This is a genomic window from Coralloluteibacterium thermophilum (assembly GCF_042654365.1).
GTDB lineage: Bacteria > Pseudomonadota > Gammaproteobacteria > Xanthomonadales > Xanthomonadaceae > Coralloluteibacterium > Coralloluteibacterium thermophilum.
Genome location: NZ_JBHSGG010000033.1, coordinates 97,710 through 117,054 on the forward strand (window position 1 = coordinate 97,710; position 19,345 = coordinate 117,054).

Here is a 19,345-nt window from a genome sequence, read left to right on the forward strand (position 1 = left end):
CCCGTCGCGTCCACGGCCACGGCGGCCTCGGAGGGCGCGACGCCTGGCTTGCCGCCTGCCTTGCCGCCTGTCCCCGCGACGCCGGCCCCGACGCACTCCGGTGCCGTCGTCTCGCTCGTCTTCGGCGTGCTGAGCTGGCTGCTGATTCCCTTCATCGGCGCCCTGGTCGCGGTCGTGGCCGGGCATCTGGCACGGCGCGACATCCGAGCCGCGGGGGGCCGCCTGCAGGGCGACGGCCTCGCGCTGGGCGGTCTCGTGCTCGGCTGGGTGCAGCTCGTCTCGCTCTTCCTCGGCGCGCTGCTGATCGGCGGGCTGCTCCTGCTGGGCGGCACCGCGCTCCTGCTCGGATTCCTCCTCTAGATGTACGGCCTCGCTCGCCCCCTGCTCTTCGCCTTCGATGCGGAGACCGCCCACGGTCTTGCCCTCAGGGCCATCGAGACCGCCTACCGCACCGGCACCCGGGGCGCGCTGTCGCGGCGCCCCGCGCCCCTGCCGACGCAGGCCTTCGGGCTGGGGTTCGACAACCCGGTCGGGCTGGCCGCGGGCATGGACAAGAACGGCGCGTACGTGGATGCGCTGTTCGCGCTGGGCTTCGGCTTCGTCGAGGTCGGCACGGTCACGCCGCGCCCGCAGCCCGGCAATCCCAGGCCGCGCATGTTCCGCCTGCCGGGCCGGCAGGCCGTCATCAACCGGCTGGGCTTCAACAACCAGGGCGTCGAGGCGCTGCTGCGCAACCTGGACCGCGCGAAGCGACCGGGCATCGTCGGGATCAACATCGGCAAGAACAAGGACACGCCCAACGAGGCCGCGGGCGACGACTACCGCCACTGCCTGGAGCGCGTGCACGCGGTCGCCGACTACGTGACCGTCAACATCTCCTCGCCCAACACCGCCGGCCTGCGCGACCTGCAGCAGGAGGACACCCTGCGGCGCCTGCTCGGCGACCTGCGCGAGACCCGCGACCGCCTGGGCGCGGGTTCCGCCCGGCGCGTGCCGCTGCTGGTCAAGATCGCGCCCGACCTCGACGAGGCGGGCCTCGACGGCATCGCCGGCGCGGTGGCCGCTGCCGGCATCGACGGCGTCATCGCGACCAACACCACGCTCGACCGCAGCGGCGTCGCCGGCGAGGCCCACGCCGACGAGGCGGGCGGCCTGTCCGGGCGGCCGCTGATGGCGCGCGCGACCGAGGTGCTGCGCGCCCTCGCCGCGCGCCTGCCCGGCCACATCGGGCTGGTCGGCGTGGGCGGCATCCTCGACGGTGGCGACGCGGTCGCCAAGCGCGAGGCCGGCGCGACGCTGGTGCAGTGCTACAGCGGCCTGGTCTATCGCGGCCCCGCCCTGGTCGGCGAGTGCGTCGATGCCCTGCGCGTCCACGCTCAGCGGGCGACGGCGTGAACGAAGCGACCACCGGGGCCGGCTACCGGCTGCACCACGACGCCCCGCTGAAGGACCTCAACACGCTCGGCGTCCGCAGCCGCGCACGCGTGCTGGTCGACCTCGACACGCTCGATGCCCTGCCCGCGGCGCTGGCCGACCCCGCGCTGCACGGGCAGGTGCCGGTCGTGCTCGGCGCCGGCAGCAACGTCCTCATCGCCGGCGACGTCGATGCGGTGCTGCGCATCCGCGCGGACGCGGTGCGCACCGTCGCCCGCGAGGCCGCGGGCATCCGCGTGCGCGCCGAGGCGGGACTGGCCTGGGACGCCCTGGTGCGCTGGACGCTGGCGCAGGGCCTGCCGGGTCTGGAGAACATGGCCCTGATCCCGGGCACCGTCGGCGCCGCACCGATCCAGAACATCGGCGCCTACGGCGCGGAGATGGGCGATTTCGCCGACGTCGTCGAGGCCTACGACCTCCACGAACGGCGCGTGCTGCGCCTCGGCCGGGCCGAATGCGCCTTCGGCTACCGCGACAGCCTGTTCAAGCGCCAGCCCGGGCGCTGGATCGTGCTCGCGGTCGAGTTCCTGCTGCCCCACGACCCGCCGCTGCGCCTGGACTACGCCGGCCTGCGCGAGGAGCTCGCCGCCATGGGCGTGGGCGCGCCGACCGCGGGCGACGTGGCCGAGGCCGTCACCCGCGTGCGCACGCGCAAGCTGCCGGACTGGCGCGTCCTGCCCAACGCGGGCAGCTTCTTCAAGAACCCCATGGTGCCCGTGGCGCAGGCGCAGGCCCTGGCCGAGACGCATCCGGGCATGCCGAGCTGGCCGGGCGAGGACGCAGGGACCCGCAAGCTCTCCGCCGCCTGGCTGATCGAGGCCTGTGGCTGGAAGGGCGAGCGCCGCGGCGATGCGGGCATCTACGCGGGCCATGCGCTGGTGCTGGTCAACCACGGGCAGGCGAGCGGCGCGGACCTGCTTGCGCTGGCGCGGGCGGTCACCGACGCGGTGGCCGCGCGCTTCGGCGTCCGCCTCGAACCCGAACCCCGCATTCTCGGCGAGCCGCCCGCACCGTGAACGCCGCCGCCGACCATCCCGACCGGGTGATCCTGCGTGCGGTCGCCTTCATGGTCGGCAGCGCCACGATGTTCGCCTGCATGGCCGCGGTGATCCGGCTGGCCTCGGAACAGCTCCACCCGTTCGAGATCGCGTTCTTCCGCAACCTGTTCGGCATGGCGTTCGCCCTGCCCCTGCTGTTCCGCCACGGCTGGGGCCTGCTGCGCACCGACAAGCTGCACCTCTACGCCACCCGCTGCGTGATCGGCATGCTGGGCATGCTGTGCGGCTTCTCGGCCATCGTCTACCTGCCGCTGGCGCAGGCGGTCACGCTCTCCTACTCGACCCCGCTGTTCGTCACCATCGGCGCGGTGCTGGTGCTCGGCGAGGTGGTGCGCGCGCGGCGCTGGACGGCGGTGGCGGTCGGCTTCCTCGGCGTGCTGCTGATCGTGCGCCCCGGCACCGAGGGCTTCAGCGCCATGAGCCTGGTCGCCGTGGTCGCGGCGGTGCTGTCGGCGGCCGTGGCGATCAGCATCAAGATGCTCTCGCGGACCGAGAAGCCCGACGCCATCGTCCTCTACACCACGCTGTTCTGGGTGCCGATGTCCCTGGTGCCGGCGCTCTTCGTCTGGGTGTGGCCGACCGGCTGGACCTGGCTGTGGATCGTCGGCGCCGGCTTCTTCGGCACCATGGGCCACATGTTCTGGACGCGCGCGCTCAAGATGGGCGAGGCCTCGCTGCTGACCCCGATCAGCTTCGTGCAGGTGCCCATCGTGGCCTTCATCGGCTGGGCCCTGTTCGACGAGACGGTGGGCCTGTGGACGGGACTCGGCGCGGCGGTCATCTTTGCCTCGAACGCCTACATCGCCCACCGCGAGGCCCAGCTCGCCCGCCGCACCACCACCGACCCGGACATGCCGCCAGCCGCCGGCGGCGCCACCGCGGAACAGCCGGCCCTGCCGGAATCGCCGCCGCGGCCGCCCGCGCGCAGCTGAACCGGCGAGACGGACGGTCGGGTGGCGCCGGGCGCGGGGGTGCAGACTCGCGCCCGGACGGGGGAGCGATGGCCGAGCACAGCGAACACGGGGACACCACGCGGTTGACCGTACCCGGCGTGGCGCCGCGCCCTCCGGCGCCCAGCCGAGCCTGCCTGGTGGTCATCGCCGGGGAAGCCATCGGCACCCGGGTGGACGTGGGCGAGCATCCGCTGCGGGTGGGCCGCGGGCACGACTGCGACCTGGTCCTGGCGCATCCCAGCGTGTCGCGCCGGCACTGCGAGGTCTGGTGCGCCCCCGACGGCTGCCACGTGCGCGACCTCGGCGCGACCAACCCGGTGCGCATCAACGACCGCCTGCTCGCGCACGGACCGTCGGCCCCGCTCGTGGATGGCGACCTCGTCGTCGTCGGCAACTGCATCCTCAAGTTCATCGGCGCCGGCAGCGTCGAGGCGCGCTATCACGAGGAGGCCTACGAGGTGGCGACCCGCGACACGCTGACGGGCCTGCACAACCGCCGCCACTTCCTCGACGTGCTGGACCGCGCCATCGTCGCCGCGCGCCGCGGCCGCAGGCCGCTGTCCCTCGCCATCCTCGACGTCGATCACTTCAAGCGCATCAACGACAGCCTCGGCCACCTGGCCGGCGATGCGGTCCTGCGCAGGCTCGCCGCCCTGCTGCGTGCGCAGGTGCGCGGCGACGAGGCCATCGGCCGCATCGGCGGCGAGGAGTTCGCGGTGCTGCTGCCCGGCGCCGACCTCGCTGCCGGCGCCGAGGCCGGCGAGCGCCTGCGCGCGGCGGTGGCGGCGGCGGAGGTCCGCGCGGCCGAGGGCGCCGGCGCCACGACCATCAGCGTGGGCGTCGCCACCCTCGGGACCTGCACCGAGCGGAGCGGCCTGCTGCGCGCGGCCGACGTCGCGCTCTACGCCGCCAAGGACGCGGGACGCGACTGCGTGCGGACGAGCGGCCCGTCTCCGGCCGGGCCCTAGCCTCCGCGGCGCCGTCGCCCTCGCCCGCGCGCCCCGCGACGTCACCGCCGGCCACCGCTTTCCCGCACGTCCGCGGGAGAGCGGCCGTCACCGCGCCCTGCGCGGCGCCACCACGTGCATCAGCAGGTGCACCCCGATCACCCACGCCACGGCGACGATCCAGCCGGCCAGCACGTCCGACGGGAAGTGCACGCCGAGGTAGACGCGGGACACGCCGACGAGCAGCACGAAGAGCCCCAGCCCGAGCAGCATCGGCCAGCGCCAGCGGGTCCGCCAGCTCAGCACCACGAGGCAGGCCGACATCGCCATCGAGCCCATCGCATGTCCGCTGGGGAAGCTGAAGGTGGCCTCCGGCGCGATGGACTCCCACAGCGTCGGGCGCTCCCGCTGGAAGAAGGCCTTGGCGCTCATGTTGAGCAGCGCCGAACCGCCGACCCCGAGCACGAAGAACACCGCGTCGCGCAGCCGTCGCAGCCACAGCAGGACCAGCGGGATGGCGATGTCGAGCGGGATCACGCCCCAGGCGTAGCCCAGCGCCGAGACGACCACGAAGAAGCGGTCCAGCGCGGGACCGTGCCAGGTCTGGGCCCAGGCCAGCAGCGGCTCGTCGAAGTCGAAGCCCTCCCCCTCGCGCACCTCCTCGGCGAGTTCCGCGAAGCCCAGCAGCAGGGCGAGCAGCGCCAGGAACAGCACGCCGACGCGGAGACCCACGCGACGGACGAGCCAGTTCGGGAAGTCGGGACGCATCGTCGCTCCGGTCGGCATGTCCGCACATGGCAGCCGCGGCGGCGTGACGGCGGGATGCAGGTCAGCCGCGGGCGGCGCTCGCCGGCGCCTCCGCCGTCGCCCTGTCCTCCAGCAGCAGGGCGCGCATGTTCTTCTGCGCCTCGCTCAGTCCGGCCTCCGGAAGCTCGAGGAAAGGCGCGACGTAGCGCGCTTCCAGCTGCCCCGCCTCGTCGTCGCGGCCCGCCGTGCGCAGCGCGTCGCGGAGCGCACGTACCGATTCCAGGGTGAAGACTGCGGAAGGCCCCTGGTCGCGCAGGCGCAGGCCGAGCAGTTCGCGATAGCTGCCGATCGCCAATGCGGAGTCGTTCCTGTCCAGCGCCACGAGGCCCTGGACGAAGAGCCCCATCTGGTACTGCGGATGCCCGTCGCCGAGCACCCGGCGGGCGACCGGGAGCGCCTCGTCGAACAGGCGCTGGGCGTCGCCCAGACGTGCCGCGCGATAGGTCGTCGCCGCATGGTTGATCAGGACGGACAACGTGTCCGGGTGCTCGGGACCGAGGATCCGGCGACGACTCTCGAGCACCTCCGCCTCGAGCTGCAGTGCGCGCGCGACGTCCTCGTTGCGCGCGTAGTACGTGGCGAGGTTGAGCTTGGCGCGGAGCGTGAGCGGAGCCTCCGCACCCAGCACCCGTACACGCGCCTCGTGGACCTCGAGCAGCGCGCCGTGCGCTTCCTCGTTGCGGTCCAGCTCGAGCAGGAAGTTGGCCAGGTTGCCCTGTGCCACCAGCGACAACGGATGCTCCGCACCGAGGCGGCGCCGCTGGACCTCCACCAGCCTGGTCTGCAGCGCAAGCGCCTGGTCGAAGTCCTTGCCCATCGCGTGGAGGAGTGCGAGGGAGCTCAAGGCGTCGAGCGTGCGCGGATCTTCGGGACCGTCGCGCCGCGTGTGGCGCTCGAGCAGGTCGCCGATGATGCCGCGCGCCGCGAGCAGGTCGCCGGTGCGCATCAGCATCGCGCCGTGCGTGCTCAGGGCCGCCAGCACGGTCTCGTCGTCGCCGTCGAGGTGGGCCTCGGCATCCCGTCGCGCCCCCTCGGCCATCTCCACGGCCTGCACCGGCTCCCCCGTGTGCAGCAGCGCGGTCGCGAGCTGGAGGCGCGCGAGGATGTGCTGCCTGTGCGTCCGGGGCAGCGCCGATGCGGCCAGCGCCGCCTCCAGCACCTCGCGCGCGACACCCGGGTTCGGCCCGCCGCTCTGGTTCCATGCCGTCGCTTCGCCGGTTCGCGCCCTGAGGATGGCCTCGTCCCCGGCACCGAGCGTCTCGCGCTGCCGGGCGATGCGCGCATAGCGGGTGGCCGCCTCGGGATACAGCCCCAGCGCGAGCTGCACCTGGGCCAGCGCTTCCTCCAGGTCGGCGGCGAGCTGCGGACTGTCGCCGAAACCGCCGGCGATCGCGCCGTCGGCACGGGCGAGGATCTGCCTGTCGATCAGCCGGCGGGCGATGTCGACCGGCTCCAGCCGCGCCAGCGGATCGCCCTGCCCCGCCTCGGTACCCTGGACCGGCAGTTGGGCGCGCACCTCGGCCAGCAGGTCGGCGCCCATTCCCTCGAGGTCGATGTCTTCGAGCATGGCGCGCTGGAAGGCGGTCACCCGCTCCAGCTCGGCCTGGCGCAGCTCGAGCGCCGCCTGGTGGCGGCGCGACTCGCCCAGCGCATGCAGCGAGACCAGCAGGCCGACGACGACCGCGGTGCCGGTCACGCCCGCGGCGACGATCTGCCAGCGATTGCGCCGCGCGTGCAGCCCCCAGCGGTACAGCGCCCCGCCCCCGCGGGCCGCGACCGGGCGCAGGTCGAGGTGGCGCTGGACGTCGTCGCGCAGGGCGTCGACGGTCGCGTAGCGGGCGGCCGGGTCCAGTGCGCAGGCGCGACGGCAGATGGCGTCGATGTCGCCGCGCAGGACGCGGGCGCGCGCCGGGTCGGCGGCGTGCGCGCTGGGCGCCGGGGGCGGCGTCGTGCGGCTGGCGAGGCTGCGCTGCAACGGCAGCCCGACCGCCAGCTCGATCAGGAGGATGCCGAGGCTGAAGACGTCGCTGGCCAGCCCGGGGCGCGCGCCCGCCAGTTGCTCGGGACTCGCGTAGCCCGGGGTGCCGTAGCCGCTGGCGGGATCGGCGTCGCCCTGGAGGCGGGCGATGCCGAAGTCGAGCAGGACCGGCTCGCCGTCCTCGCGGACCAGGATGTTGCTCGGCTTGAGGTCGCAGTGGACCACCAGGCGCGCATGCGCGGCCTGCACCGCCTGGCAGATGCGCACGAACAGCCGCAGGCGCTCGCGCAGGTCGGGCGCGTTGCGGGCGCACCAGCGGTCGAGCGGCAGCCCCTGCACGTACTCCATGACCAGGTAGGGATGCCCCGCCGGCGTGGTGCCGCCGTCGAACAGGCGCGCGATGTTCGGGTGCTGGAGGTCGGCGAGGATCTGGCGCTCGGCCGCCAGGCGCTCGCGCGCCTCCGGCCCGGGGACGCCCCGCAACAGCTTGATCGCCACCCGCTGCCGGTACAGGTGGTCGTCGCGCTCGGCGACGAACACCGTGCCCATGCCGCCCGTGCCGAGCTGCTCGCTCAGGCGCCACACGCCGAGGCGGTCGCCGACGCGCAGCTCGGCGGCCGGCAGCGAGGCGATGAGCTGGCCCAGCGGCGCGACGGCACGTTCGAGGGCGACGGTCTGCGCGTCGAGCAGGGCGAGCACGTTCTCGACCGTCTCCGCATCGCCGCACAGGGCGGCCAGGCGCGGGCGCCAGCTGGTCGGCGGCAGGTCGCAGACCGCATCGAACAGTTCGCGCACGGTCGGCGCGGTGACGTCGCCGTTCATCGCATCCCCCGTGACGGCTGCCGCCGTCCGCCCGTCAAGCCCCGCATGCGCCGCCTCCCCCAAGGCCGTGGAGGCCGGAGTCTAGCGCAGCGGCGTCCCGCCGCCGGCGAGGCGCGCCGTCCTCAGCGGGCGACGCCGTAGCGGGTCGCGACGTAGTCGTCGATCAGGGCGACGAACTCCTGCGCGATGCGCTCGCCGCGCAGGGTGACGGCCTTCTCGCCGTCGATGAACACCGGCGCCGCCGGCGCCTCGCCGGTCCCGGGCAGCGAGATGCCGATGTTCGCGTGGCGCGACTCGCCCGGCCCGTTGACCACGCAGCCCATGACCGCGAGGGTCAGGTTCTCCGCGCCGGGGTTGGTGATCTTCCACTCGGGCATCTTCGCGCGCACGTGGTCCTGCACGGTCTGCGCGAGTTCCTGGAAGAAGGTGCTGGTGGTCCGGCCGCAGCCCGGGCAGGCCGTCACCATCGGCGTGAACGCGCGCAGGCCCATGGTCTGCAGCAGCTCCTGGGCCACCACGACCTCGGCCGTGCGCGACTGCCCCGGCTCCGGGGTCAGGGAGATGCGGATGGTGTCGCCGATGCCTTCCTGCAGCAGCACCGCCAGCGCCGCGGACGAGGCGACGATGCCCTTGGAGCCCATGCCGGCCTCGGTCAGCCCCAGGTGCAGCGCGTAGTCGCCGCGCGAAGCCATGTCGCGGTAGACGGCGATGAGCTCCTGCACACCGCTGACCTTGGCGCTGAGCACGATGCGGTCCGCGCCGAGGCCCAGCTCGACCGCGCGGGCGGCGGAATCGAGGGCGGAGCGGATCATCGCCTCCCGCAGCACGCGCTGCGCCTCCCAGGGCTCGGCGCGACGGGCGTTCTCGTCCATCAGGGCCGCGGCCAGCGACTGGTCGAGCGAGCCCCAGTTCACGCCGATGCGCACCGGCCTGTCGTACTCGATGGCGAAGCCGATCAGCTCGGCGAACTGGGTGTCGCGCTTCTTGCCGAAGCCGACGTTGCCGGGGTTGATGCGGTACTTGGCCAGCGCGCGCGCCGCCGCCGGCTCCTTCGCCAGGAGCTGGTGGCCGTTGTAGTGGAAGTCGCCGATCAGCGGCACGTCCACGCCCATGAGGTCGAGCTTCTCTCGGATGCGCGGCACCGCGGCCGCGGCCTCGTGCGTGTTGACGGTGATGCGCACCAGCTCGGAGCCGGCGCGGGCCAGCTCGGCCACCTGCTTCACCGTGGACGCGACGTCCGCGGTGTCGGTGTTGGTCATCGACTGCACCACGACCGGCGCGTCGCCGCCCACGGTGACGTGGCCGATGCGCACGGCACGGGTCGTGCGGCGCGGTTGCGGTGCTGCGGTGGCGGTCATCGTGGCGGGCTGGCTGGAGGAAACCCCGCGATTTTAGCCCAGTGCGGCAGGCGCGACCGCGCCGCAGGCACGGCGATTCAGCCCACGCCGGACGCTGCGTTCCGCCTCCCGGCATCTTGTGCCGGCCACCGCCGTGCCCCATGCCTCCCGCGGATCCCCGAGGAGCACACCATGCCGCACGCCACTGCCCGCATCGCCACCGTCGAGGGCGCCCGCCTGATCAAGCGCCTCTGCACCCACTGGGCCCACAAGCTGGAGGTCGCGCATGAGCCCGGCCACGGCCGGGTCGTCTTCGGCCCGGGGGCCACGCTGACCCTGGACGCGACCGAGACCGAACTGCACGCGGTGCTCGACACGCCGGACGCCGACGCGGACGCACGCCTGCGCGAGGTGGTGGCCGAACACCTCCAGCGCATGGCGCGCGAGGGCGAACTGGTCGTCGACTGGCGCTGACGCGGCGGCGGCGACCTGCGACACTGGCCCGCCGTCCGCACGCCCCGCCTTGCCCCCCCATCCGCCAGACCTGCTGACCCCCGCCCAGCTCAACGCGCTCGCGCGCGACATCCTCGAAGGCAGCTTTCCCGCCGTCACCGTCGAGGGCGAGATCTGCAACTTCTCGCGCCCGGCCTCGGGTCACGTCTACTTCTCGCTCAAGGACGCGCGCGCCCAGGTGCGCTGTGCGCTGTTCCGTCCCAAGAGCCAGTGGCTGCGCTTCGCGCCCGCGAACGGCATGCAGGTGGTCGTGCGCGGCCGCCTGACCCTCTACGAGGCGCGCGGCGACTACCAGTTGATCCTCGACTCGGTCGAGGAGGCCGGGGAAGGCGCCCTGCGCCGCGCCTACGAGGAACTGAAGGCGCGGCTCGCCGCGGAAGGCCTCTTCGATACCGGCCGCAAACGGCCGGTGCCATCGTGGATCCGCCGACTGGCGGTGGTCACCTCGCCCACCGGCGCGGCGGTGCGCGACGTGATGAGCGTGCTCGCCCGGCGCTGTCCCCTGCTGGAGGTCGAGGTGCTCCCGGTGCTCGTGCAGGGCGCCACCGCCCCGGCGGACATCGTGGCCATGCTGGAGCGCGCCTACGCCAGCGGCCGCTACGACGCCCTGCTGCTGACCCGCGGCGGCGGCTCGCTGGAGGACCTGATGGCCTTCAACGACGAGCGCGTGGTGCGCACCCTGGCGGCCGCGCCGATGCCGACGGTCTGCGCGGTGGGCCACGAGATCGACGTCAGCCTCGCCGACTTCGCCGCCGACCTCCGCGCGGCCACGCCCTCGGCCGCGGCCGAGCTGCTGGTGCCCGACCGCCAGGCGCTGCGCGCCGGCCTGGACCGCGGCGCACAGCGGATGCGCGCCGCCCTGCGGCGCCGCCTGGTCGCCCTCGCCCAGCAGGCCGACCACGCCTGGCTGCGCCTGCGCGCGCAGCGGCCGCATGCGCGCCTGGCCCGGGGCCGCGAGCGCCTGGACGCGCTGGCGCGCCGGCTCCACGCACTGCGCGACGCGCCCCTTGCCCGCCGGGGGCAGCGCCTCGCCCAGCTCGATGCCCGCCTCCACGGCGCCATGCAGCGGCAGCTCGAACGCCGCGGCCTGCGCCTGGCCGGTCTCGCGCGTGCGCTGGAGGCGATGAGCCCGCTGGCGGTGCTCGGCCGCGGCTACGCCATCGTCAGCGAAGCCGGCACCGGCGCGGTGGTCGGGCGCGCGGCCGAGGTGCGCGCCGGCCAGGGCCTCGACCTGCGCTTCGCCGACGGCACGGTGCCGGTCACCGTGGATCGCGTGCCGGAGCGCTGACCACGCTCACACGCTGCGTGAATCCTCCGCGGGTACACACTCGCGGGTCGCGCTACCTGGAGAGATCGCATGCTCGCCGACACCTATCCCTACTACCTCGCCAACCGGCCCGTGGCCGCCAACGCGGCGCTGGACGTGCTCGACAAGTACAGCGGCGAGGTCGCGGCCCGCTGCGCCATGGGCGACGCCGCTGCGGTCGAGGCCGCCATCGCCGCCGCCGCGCGGGCGGCGGGGCCGATGCGCGCGTTCCGGCCCTACCAGCGGCAGGCGGTGCTCGACCACTGCGTCGCCCGCTTCCGCCAGCGCGCCGAGGAGCTCGCGCTGGCGCTGTGCGTCGAGGCCGGCAAGCCGATCCGCGACGCCCGCGGCGAGGTCGCCCGCCTGATCGAGACCTTCCGCGTGGCGTCCGAGGAAGCCGTGCGCATCGGCGGCGAGACCATCAACCTGGAGATCTCGGCCCGGACCCGCGGCTACCGCGGCTTCTGGAAGCGCGTGCCGCTGGGGCCGTGCAGCTTCATCACCCCGTTCAACTTCCCGCTCAACCTCGTCGCGCACAAGGTGGCGCCGGCCATCGCCGCGGGCTGTCCCTTCGTGCTCAAGCCGGCGGCCAAGACGCCGCTGGGCGCGCTGATCGTCGGCGAGATCCTGGCGGAAACCGACCTGCCCGAAGGCGCGTTCTCGATCCTGCCGCTGTCGAACGAGGATGCCGCGCCGCTGATCGAGGACGAGCGCATCAGGCTGCTCTCCTTCACCGGGGGCCTGGTCGGCTGGGACTTCAAGGCCCGCGCCGGGAAGAAGAAGGTCACCCTCGAGCTCGGCGGCAACGCGGCCTGCATCGTGGACGGCGACCAGGCCGGGCGCCTCGACGCGGTGGTCGAGCGGCTGGTCTTCGGCGCCTTCTACCAGTCGGGGCAGAGCTGCATCAGCGTGCAGCGCATCCTCGCCCACGCCTCGCTGTACGGGACGCTCCGCGACCGCCTGGTCGAACGGGTCGCCGGTCTCGTCGCCGGCGATCCGCGGAACGAGGAGACCTTCATCGGCCCGATGATCGACGAGGCCGCCGCCGAGCGCCTGGAAGGCTGGATCCGCGCCGCGGTGCAGGGCGGCGCCCGCCTCCTCGCCGGCGGCGAGCGCCGCCGCAACATGCTGACGCCCGCGGTGCTGGAGGACGTTCCCGGCGACGCCGAGCTCGCCCGCCAGGAGGCCTTCGGGCCGGTGGTGGTGCTGGAGCGCTTCGACGACTTCGACGACGCGCTGGCGCGGGTGAACGCCTCCGACTTCGGCCTCCAGGCCGGCGTCTTCACCAACGACCTCGGCCGCAGCATGCGCGCCTGGGACGAACTGGAGGTCGGCGGCGTGGTGATCAACGACGTGCCGAGCTTCCGCGTGGACAACATGCCCTACGGCGGCGTGAAGGACTCCGGCCTCGGCCGCGAGGGCGTCCGCTACGCCATCGAGGACATGAGCGAGACGCGGCTGCTCGTCGTCCGCGACTGACGGCACGTCGCGCGCTCGGGAACGGATGCGCGTGGGAGCGGCTTCAGCCGCGACTGACCCCGACCGCCGCACGTCCCGCCTCACCGCTCGCGGCTGAAGCCGCTCCCACATCCACCACCACCGACGGAGACGATCCCATGCCCGCATTCCGCCCCCTCGGCCGCTCCGGCCTCTCGGTCGCGCCGCTCGCCTTCGGCGGCAACGTGTTCGGCTGGACCGCCGACGCCGCAACCTCCTTCCGCCTGCTCGACGCCTTCGTCGACGCCGGCTACAACCTCGTCGATACCGCCGACGTCTACTCGCACTGGGCGCCGGGCAACAGCGGCGGCGAGTCCGAGACCGTGCTCGGCGAGTGGTTCGCGCGCAGCGGCCGCCGCGACGCGGTGGTGCTCGCGACCAAGCTCGGCAAGCCGATGGGCGAAGGCCGGCGCGGCCTGTCGCGCACCTACATGCGCCAGGCCGTCGAGGCCTCGCTGCGCCGGCTGCGCACCGACCGCATCGACCTGTACCAGGCGCACGAGGACGACGCGGACACGCCACTGGAGGAAACCCTCGACGCCTTCGCCGAGCTGATCCGCGAGGGCAAGGTGCGCGCGATCGGGGCGTCGAACTACAGCGCCCCGCGCCTGCGCGAGGCGCTGGAGACCAGCGCCCGCCTGGGCCTGCCGCGCTACGAGGCGCTGCAGCCCGGCTACAACCTCGTCGAGCGCCGCGACTACGAGGCGGAACTCGAGGGCGTCGCCCGGGAGCACGGCCTCGGCGTCATCCCCTACTTCGCCCTGGCCGCGGGCTTCCTGTCCGGCAAGTACCGCAGCCAGGCCGACCTCGCAGGCCGCGCCCGCGGCGGCATGGTCGAGAAGCACCTGAACCCGCGCGGGCTGCGCATCCTGGATGCGCTCGACGCCATCGCCGCCGCCCACGCCGCCACCCCCGCCCAGGTCGCCCTCGCCTGGCTCCTCGCCCGCCCCGGCATCACCGCCCCCATCGTCAGCGCCACCAGCATCGAGCAGCTCCAGGAACTCCTGAAGGCTCCGGACCTCGTGCTGGCGGCGGAGGAGGTGGAGAGGCTGGAGGGGGTGAGTGGGTGAGATGGGTGAAGCGGGAATGGGGAGTCGGGAATCGGGAACTGGAGAGTGGAGCGGGCTTGGGGGTGTTCTTCGATTGAGGTGGAACGGGAAGAGGAGGCTGCTTCCGCCCTGAGCGTGCCGACGGACTCCCTCTCCCGCGCAACTGGGGAGGGTTGGGGGCGCGCGCGCTTCCCCACGGCGTGCGTCTCGCCGCCGACCGGTGCCCCTGCCGTTCCCCTGCCCCGACCAGCGGCCCCCTCTCCAGCCATCCCGAGACCCCGATTCCCGGTTCCCGCCTCACCCTTCCCCATTCCCGCCCCATCCCACCGCAGCTGGGGAGGGTTGGGGGCGGGCGCGCTTTCCCCACGGCGTGCGTCTCGCCGCCGACCGTGGCCCTGCCGTTCCCCTGCCCCGACCAGTGGCTCCCTCTCCAGCCATCCCGAGACCCCAATTCCCGATTCCCGCCTCACCCTTCCCCATTCCCGCTCCATCCCACCGCAGCTGGGGAGGGTTGGGGGCGGGCGCGCTTTCCCCACGGCGTGCGTCTCGCCGCCGACCGGTGACCCTGCCGTTCCCCTGCCCCGACCAGTGGCTCCCTCTCCAGCCATCCCGAGACCCCGATTCCCGATTCCCGCCTCACCCTTCCCCATTCCCGCTCCATCCCACCCACCATGCCTTTCGTCATGCGTGCCCTCCTGCCGATCCGCGTTACCCTCGGGCGTTGAACCGTCCATCAAGGAACCGCTTCACGATGACCAACCGTCTCGCTCTCGCCCTGGCCGTGGCCTCGGCCCTTTCCATTCCGCTCGCCGGCTGCAGCACCGAGGCGCAGGAGGGCGGTACCACGACGGCATCCGCCCCGGGCGCGACCGCGGGCAGCGGCGACCAGGAGGCGGCGCGCGCCGAGAACCCGTTCTTCGCGCCGAGCCCGCTGCAGTACCAGTACCCGCAGTTCGACCGGATCCGCGACGAGCACTTCGCGCCGGCCTTCGAGCGCGGCATGGCCGACAACCTCGCCGAGGTCCAGGCGATCGCCGGCAACAGCGAGCCGCCGACCTTCGAGAACACCATCGTCGCGCTGGAGCGCGCCGGCGAGATCCTGGGTCGCGTCTCGACCGTGTTCTTCGCCCTGAACGGCACCGACACCAACGACACCCTGCGCGCGCTGCAGACCGAGATCGCGCCCAAGCTCGCGGCCCACCGCGACAGCATCCTGCTCGACCCGGCGCTGTTCGCGCGCATCGAGACGCTCCACGAGCAGCGCGACAGCCTCGGCCTCGACGCCGAGTCCAGGCGCCTGCTGGAGCGCTACTACACCGACTTCGTCCGCGCCGGCGCCAAGCTCTCCGAGGCCGACAAGGAGACCCTGCGCGGCATCAACGGCGAACTCGCCGCGCTGCAGACCCGCTTCACCCAGAACGTGCTGCACGAGGTGAACGCCTCGGGCGTCCTGGTCGACACCCGCGAGGAGCTCGCCGGCCTGTCCGAGGCCGCCATCGGCGCGGCCGCCGACGCCGCCACCGCGCGCGGCGAGGAAGGCAAGTACCTCATCACCCTGCAGAACACCACCGGCCAGCCGCCGCTCGCCTCGCTCGAGAACCGCGCGCTGCGCCAGCGCATCTTCGAGGCGTCGATCAACCGCAACAGCCGCGGCGGCGACTACGACAACCGCGAGACCATCTCGCGCATCGCCAAGCTCCGCGCCGAGCGCGCCGCCCTCCTCGGCTACCCGAACCACGCGGCCTACCAGCTCGAGGAGGCCACCGCCGGCACCGTCGATGCGGTCAACACCCGCATGAACGAGCTGGCGCCGGCCGCCGTGCGCAACGCCCGCGCCGAGGCCGCCGACCTGCAGAAGATGATCGCGGCCGAGGGCGGCGACTTCGAGCTGCAGCCCTGGGACTGGGCCTACTACGCCGAGAAGGTCCGCGCCGAGCGCTACGCCATCGACGACGCGCAGCTGCGCCCGTACTTCGAGCTCACCAACGTGCTCGAGAACGGCGTGTTCTTCGCCGCCGAGAAGCTCTACGGCCTGACCTTCAAGCGCCGCACCGACCTGCCGGTCTACAACCCGGACGTGCTGGTCTACGAGGTGTTCGACGCCAACGGCGAGTCCATGGCGCTGTTCACCGGCGACTTCTACGCGCGTCCGTCCAAGCGCGGCGGTGCCTGGATGAACGCGTGGGTCGGGCAGTCGCACCTGCGCGGCACCCGCCCGGTGATCTCCAACAACCAGAACATCCCGAAGCCGCCGGCCGGCCAGCCGACGCTGATGACCTTCGACGAGGTCACCACGATGTTCCACGAGTTCGGCCATGCACTGCACGGCATGTTCTCCGACGTGACCTACCCGCGCTTCGCCGGCACCGCGGTGCCGCGCGACTTCGTCGAGTACCCGTCGCAGGTCAACGAGATGTGGGCGACCTGGCCCGAGGTGCTGGCCAACTACGCCAAGCACCACGAGACCGGCGAGCCGATCCCGCAGGAGCTGCTGGACAAGGTGATCGCCTCCGAGCAGTTCAACCAGGGCTACGCCACCACCGAGTACCTCGCCTCGGCGATGCTCGACCAGGCCTGGCACCAGAAGACCGCGGCGGAGCTGCCCGACGCCGACGGCGTGCTCGGCTTCGAGGCCGACGCGCTGCGCGCCGCCGGCATCGACTTCGCGCCGGTGCCGCCGCGCTACCGCACGCCCTACTTCTCGCACACCTGGGGCGGCGGCTACTCAGCCGGCTACTACTCCTACATCTGGTCGGAGGTGCTCGACGCCGACGCCGTGGAGTGGTTCAAGGAGAACGGCGGCCTGACCCGCGAGAACGGCGACCACTTCCGCGCCACCCTGCTGTCGCGCGGCGGCAGCAAGGACGCGATGGAGCTGTTCCGCGACTTCCGCGGCCGCGACGCGGAGATCGCTCCGCTGCTGAAGCGCCGCGGTCTCGACTGACCCGCGACGCCACCGGCAACGCACGACGCCGCCTCCGGGCGGCGTCGTCGTTTCCGGCGCTGCGTTCACGCCGCTGAACGGGCAGGCGGCGCTCACGCGGCCTGCGTCGACAGGCACGGCGCGCATCCGTAACGTCGTCGGTCCTGCCGACGACGGGAAGGACACACGCGCATGCCGGTCTTCGACGACTCCGCCACCCCCGACACCAGCGCGCTCGGCGCGCTGCGCGACCTCGCCATGGACCTGTCGATCCGCTGGGACGCGGACAACGATGCCATCTGGCGCGCCATCGACGAGGAGCTGTGGACGCTCACCGGCAATCCCTGCCTCGTGCTCCACGCGGCCAGCCGGCAGCGCCTGGAGGCCACGCTGGCGACCGCGCCGTTCCGCCGCCGGCTGGAGGCGCTGGACGCCGAGCGCCGCGCGCGCTCCGCCGCGCCCACCTGGTTCGGCGAGACGCTGCACGGCGGGCCGCTGCGGCACATCGCCTACTTCTGCATGGAGTACATGCTCAGCGAGACGCTGCCGATCTACTCCGGCGGCCTGGGCAACGTCGCCGGCGACCAGTTGCGCGCGGCCGATGACCTCGGCGTGCCCGTGACGGCCGTGGGGCTGCTCTGGCAGCACGGCTACTTCCGCCAGGAGATCAACGCCGCCGGCGAGCAGCAGGCGCTGTACCCGGTCAACGACACCCACCACATGCCGGTGCGGCCGCTGTACCGCGCCGACGGCAGCCTGGTCCGCCTGCGCATCGTGCTGCCGGGCATCACCCTCTGGATCCGCGCCTGGGAGGCGCGCATCGGCCGCAACCGGCTGCTGCTCCTCGACACCAACGACCCGGCCAATCCGCCGCAGATCCGGCTCATCACCAGCGAACTCTACGGCGGCGGCAGCGAGATGCGCCTGCGCCAGGAGATCGTGCTGGGCATCGGCGGCTGGCGCCTGCTGCGCGAGATCGGCATCGAACCGGACGTGCTCCACCTCAACGAGGGCCACGCCGCCTTCGCCGTGCTGGAGCGCGCGCGCCACTACATGCACGCCCACGCGGTGCCCTTCGAGGTGGCGATGGCGGTCACCCGCGCGGGCAACGTGTTCACCACCCACACCCCGGTGGAGGCCGGCTTCGACCGCTTCCCGCCCGAGCTCGCCGCCAAGTACCTGCGCCGGTACGCGGAACAGGAGCTGCACCTGCCCATGCAGGCCCTGCTCGCGCTCGGCCGAAGGCACGCCGACGACCCGGACGAGCCGCTCAACATGGCCTTCCTGGCCACCCGCTGCAGCGGGGGCGTCAATGCCGTCAGCGCCCTGCACGGCGAGACGAGCCGGCGCATCTTCACCGAGCTGTTCCCGCGCTGGCCGGAACGCGAGGTGCCCATCGGCCACGTCACCAACGGCATCCACGTCCCCACCTGGATCGCGCGCGAGGCCCGCCCGCTGTGGGAGAAGGCCGCGGGCGCCGGGGCCTGGAGCGGCGACTCCAGCGCGGGACACGACGACCTCGCGGCCGTGGACGACGCCGCGCTGTGGGCGCTGCGCCAGGCCACACGCCGCTGCCTTGTGGAATTCACCCGCGAGCACGTGGCGCGCAGCATCGCCATCCGCGGCGCCAGCGTCGAGCAGATGGAGATCGCGCGCAGCCTGTTCGACCCGGCCGCGCTCACCCTGGGCTTCGCGCGGCGCTTCGCCACCTACAAGCGCCCCAACCTGCTGCTGGCCGACCCCGACCGGCTGCTGCGCATCCTCAACGATCCCCAGCGCCCGGTGCAGTTGCTGATCGCGGGCAAGGCGCACCCGGCGGACACCAAGGGCCAGGCCATGGTCCGCGAGTGGGCGGAGTTCTCGCGGCTGCCCGAGGCCCGTGGGCGCATCGCCTTCCTGGCCGACTACGACATGCGCGTCGCGCGCCACCTGGTGCAGGGCGTGGACGTGTGGGTGAACACGCCGCGGCGCCCCTGGGAGGCCAGCGGCACCAGCGGCATGAAGGTCCTCGCCAACGGCGGCCTCAACCTGTCGCAGCTCGACGGCTGGTGGGCGGAAGCGCATACGCCCGAGCTCGGCTGGGGCATCGGCGACGGCGAGGAACACGACGCGCGCTGGGACCGTGCCGACGCCATGCAGCTCTACGACCTGCTGGAGAACGAGGTGGTGCCGGAGTTCTACGAGCGCGACGACGACGGGCTGCCCCGGGCCTGGCTGGCGCGCATCCGAGCGAGCATGGCCCAGCTCACGGCCCGCTTCTCCGCCGACCGCACGGTGCGCGAGTACGTGGAGCGCTACTACCTCCCGGCCGCGCGCCAGTACCGGGAGCGCGCCGGGGCGGACATCCTCGAGCTCACCGAACGCCTGCGCCGGCGCGAGGCGCTGGCCGCGCACTGGCACGACGTGCGCATCCTCGACTGGCGCGCCGAGACCGTCGACGGCCGCCACCGCTTCGCGGTCTCGGTGCATACCGGCGCGGTCGACCCCGCCCTGCTGCGGATCGAGCTCTACGCCGACGCGGTCGGCGACGCGCCCGCCGAAGCGGTTCCGCTGGCGCGGCAGACCGGCCAGCGCGAAGGCCGCCACCTGCGCTTCGTCGGCGAGGTGCCGGCGCGGCGCCCGGCCGCGCACTACACCGCCCGCGTGATCGGCGCCCTGCCCGGGCAGCAGGTGCCTCTGGAGGTCCCGCAGATCGCCTGGGCCTCCTGACGCCGCGGGGCG

At 73.4% G+C, this 19,345-nt stretch carries 14 protein-coding genes; 11 read left to right on the plus strand and 3 right to left on the minus strand.

Annotation, left to right across the window (positions count from 1 at the left end):
- Positions 1-60: 60 nt before the first annotated feature.
- The 5 genes from ACFO3Q_RS12085 (at position 61) to ACFO3Q_RS12105 (ending at position 4,413) form a co-directional block, all read left to right on the plus strand.
- Positions 61-360 (plus strand): DUF4190 domain-containing protein, encoded by a 300-nt coding sequence (locus tag ACFO3Q_RS12085; RefSeq protein ID WP_377005032.1) that lies wholly within the window; start codon positions 61-63, stop codon positions 358-360.
- Positions 361-1,395 (plus strand): quinone-dependent dihydroorotate dehydrogenase, encoded by a 1,035-nt coding sequence (locus ACFO3Q_RS12090; protein WP_377004972.1) that lies wholly within the window; start codon positions 361-363, stop codon positions 1,393-1,395.
- Positions 1,392-2,450: a UDP-N-acetylmuramate dehydrogenase gene (murB, locus tag ACFO3Q_RS12095; RefSeq protein WP_377004973.1), complete on the plus strand. Its 1,059-nt coding sequence runs from the start codon at positions 1,392-1,394 to the stop codon at positions 2,448-2,450. Before ACFO3Q_RS12090 ends, murB begins: the two co-directional genes overlap by 4 nt.
- Positions 2,451-2,482: 32 nt before the next feature.
- Positions 2,483-3,424 carry a DMT family transporter gene (locus ACFO3Q_RS12100; RefSeq protein WP_377005033.1) on the plus strand — a complete coding sequence of 314 codons (942 nt, stop codon included), beginning with the start codon at positions 2,483-2,485 and terminating at the stop codon, positions 3,422-3,424.
- A 68-nt stretch (positions 3,425-3,492) separates the two neighbouring features.
- A complete protein-coding gene (locus tag ACFO3Q_RS12105; protein WP_377004974.1) occupies positions 3,493-4,413 on the plus strand; it encodes a GGDEF domain-containing protein in 921 nt (306 codons plus the stop codon).
- Positions 4,414-4,500: 87 nt separating this feature from the next.
- Here the strand turns inward: ACFO3Q_RS12105 and ACFO3Q_RS12110 are convergent, their stop codons facing one another.
- The 3 genes from ACFO3Q_RS12110 to ispG all read right to left on the minus strand — a co-directional run bounded on the left by ACFO3Q_RS12110 (position 4,501) and on the right by ispG (position 9,357).
- Positions 4,501-5,160 carry a phosphatase PAP2 family protein gene (locus ACFO3Q_RS12110; RefSeq protein ID WP_377004975.1) on the minus strand — a complete coding sequence of 220 codons (660 nt, stop codon included), beginning with the start codon at positions 5,158-5,160 and terminating at the stop codon, positions 4,501-4,503.
- 61 nt (positions 5,161-5,221) lie between these two features.
- Positions 5,222-7,999 carry a serine/threonine-protein kinase gene (locus tag ACFO3Q_RS12115; RefSeq protein WP_377004976.1) on the minus strand — a complete coding sequence of 926 codons (2,778 nt, stop codon included), beginning with the start codon at positions 7,997-7,999 and terminating at the stop codon, positions 5,222-5,224.
- A 122-nt stretch (positions 8,000-8,121) separates the two neighbouring features.
- A complete protein-coding gene (gene ispG / locus ACFO3Q_RS12120; protein ID WP_377004977.1) occupies positions 8,122-9,357 on the minus strand; it encodes a flavodoxin-dependent (E)-4-hydroxy-3-methylbut-2-enyl-diphosphate synthase in 1,236 nt (411 codons plus the stop codon).
- Between the two features lie 171 nt (positions 9,358-9,528).
- Here ispG and ACFO3Q_RS12125 point away from each other — a divergent pair, with 171 nt between their 5' ends.
- From ACFO3Q_RS12125 to glgP, 6 genes are all read left to right on the plus strand, one after another.
- A complete protein-coding gene (locus tag ACFO3Q_RS12125; protein ID WP_377004978.1) occupies positions 9,529-9,810 on the plus strand; it encodes a DUF2218 domain-containing protein in 282 nt (93 codons plus the stop codon).
- A gap of 49 nt (positions 9,811-9,859) precedes the next feature.
- Positions 9,860-11,137: an exodeoxyribonuclease VII large subunit gene (xseA, locus tag ACFO3Q_RS12130; protein ID WP_377004979.1), complete on the plus strand. Its 1,278-nt coding sequence runs from the start codon at positions 9,860-9,862 to the stop codon at positions 11,135-11,137.
- Positions 11,138-11,206: 69 nt separating this feature from the next.
- Positions 11,207-12,634, plus strand: a complete 1,428-nt coding sequence (locus ACFO3Q_RS12135) for an aldehyde dehydrogenase family protein (protein ID WP_377004980.1) — start codon at positions 11,207-11,209, stop codon at positions 12,632-12,634.
- Between the two features lie 137 nt (positions 12,635-12,771).
- Entirely contained in the window at positions 12,772-13,722 is a 951-nt protein-coding gene (locus tag ACFO3Q_RS12140; protein WP_377004981.1) for an aldo/keto reductase, read from the plus strand.
- A gap of 730 nt (positions 13,723-14,452) precedes the next feature.
- Positions 14,453-16,645: a M3 family metallopeptidase gene (locus tag ACFO3Q_RS12145; RefSeq protein WP_377004982.1), complete on the plus strand. Its 2,193-nt coding sequence runs from the start codon at positions 14,453-14,455 to the stop codon at positions 16,643-16,645.
- 171 nt (positions 16,646-16,816) lie between these two features.
- A complete protein-coding gene (gene glgP, locus ACFO3Q_RS12150; RefSeq protein ID WP_377004983.1) occupies positions 16,817-19,333 on the plus strand; it encodes an alpha-glucan family phosphorylase in 2,517 nt (838 codons plus the stop codon).
- The last annotated feature ends 12 nt before the right edge of the window (positions 19,334-19,345 follow it).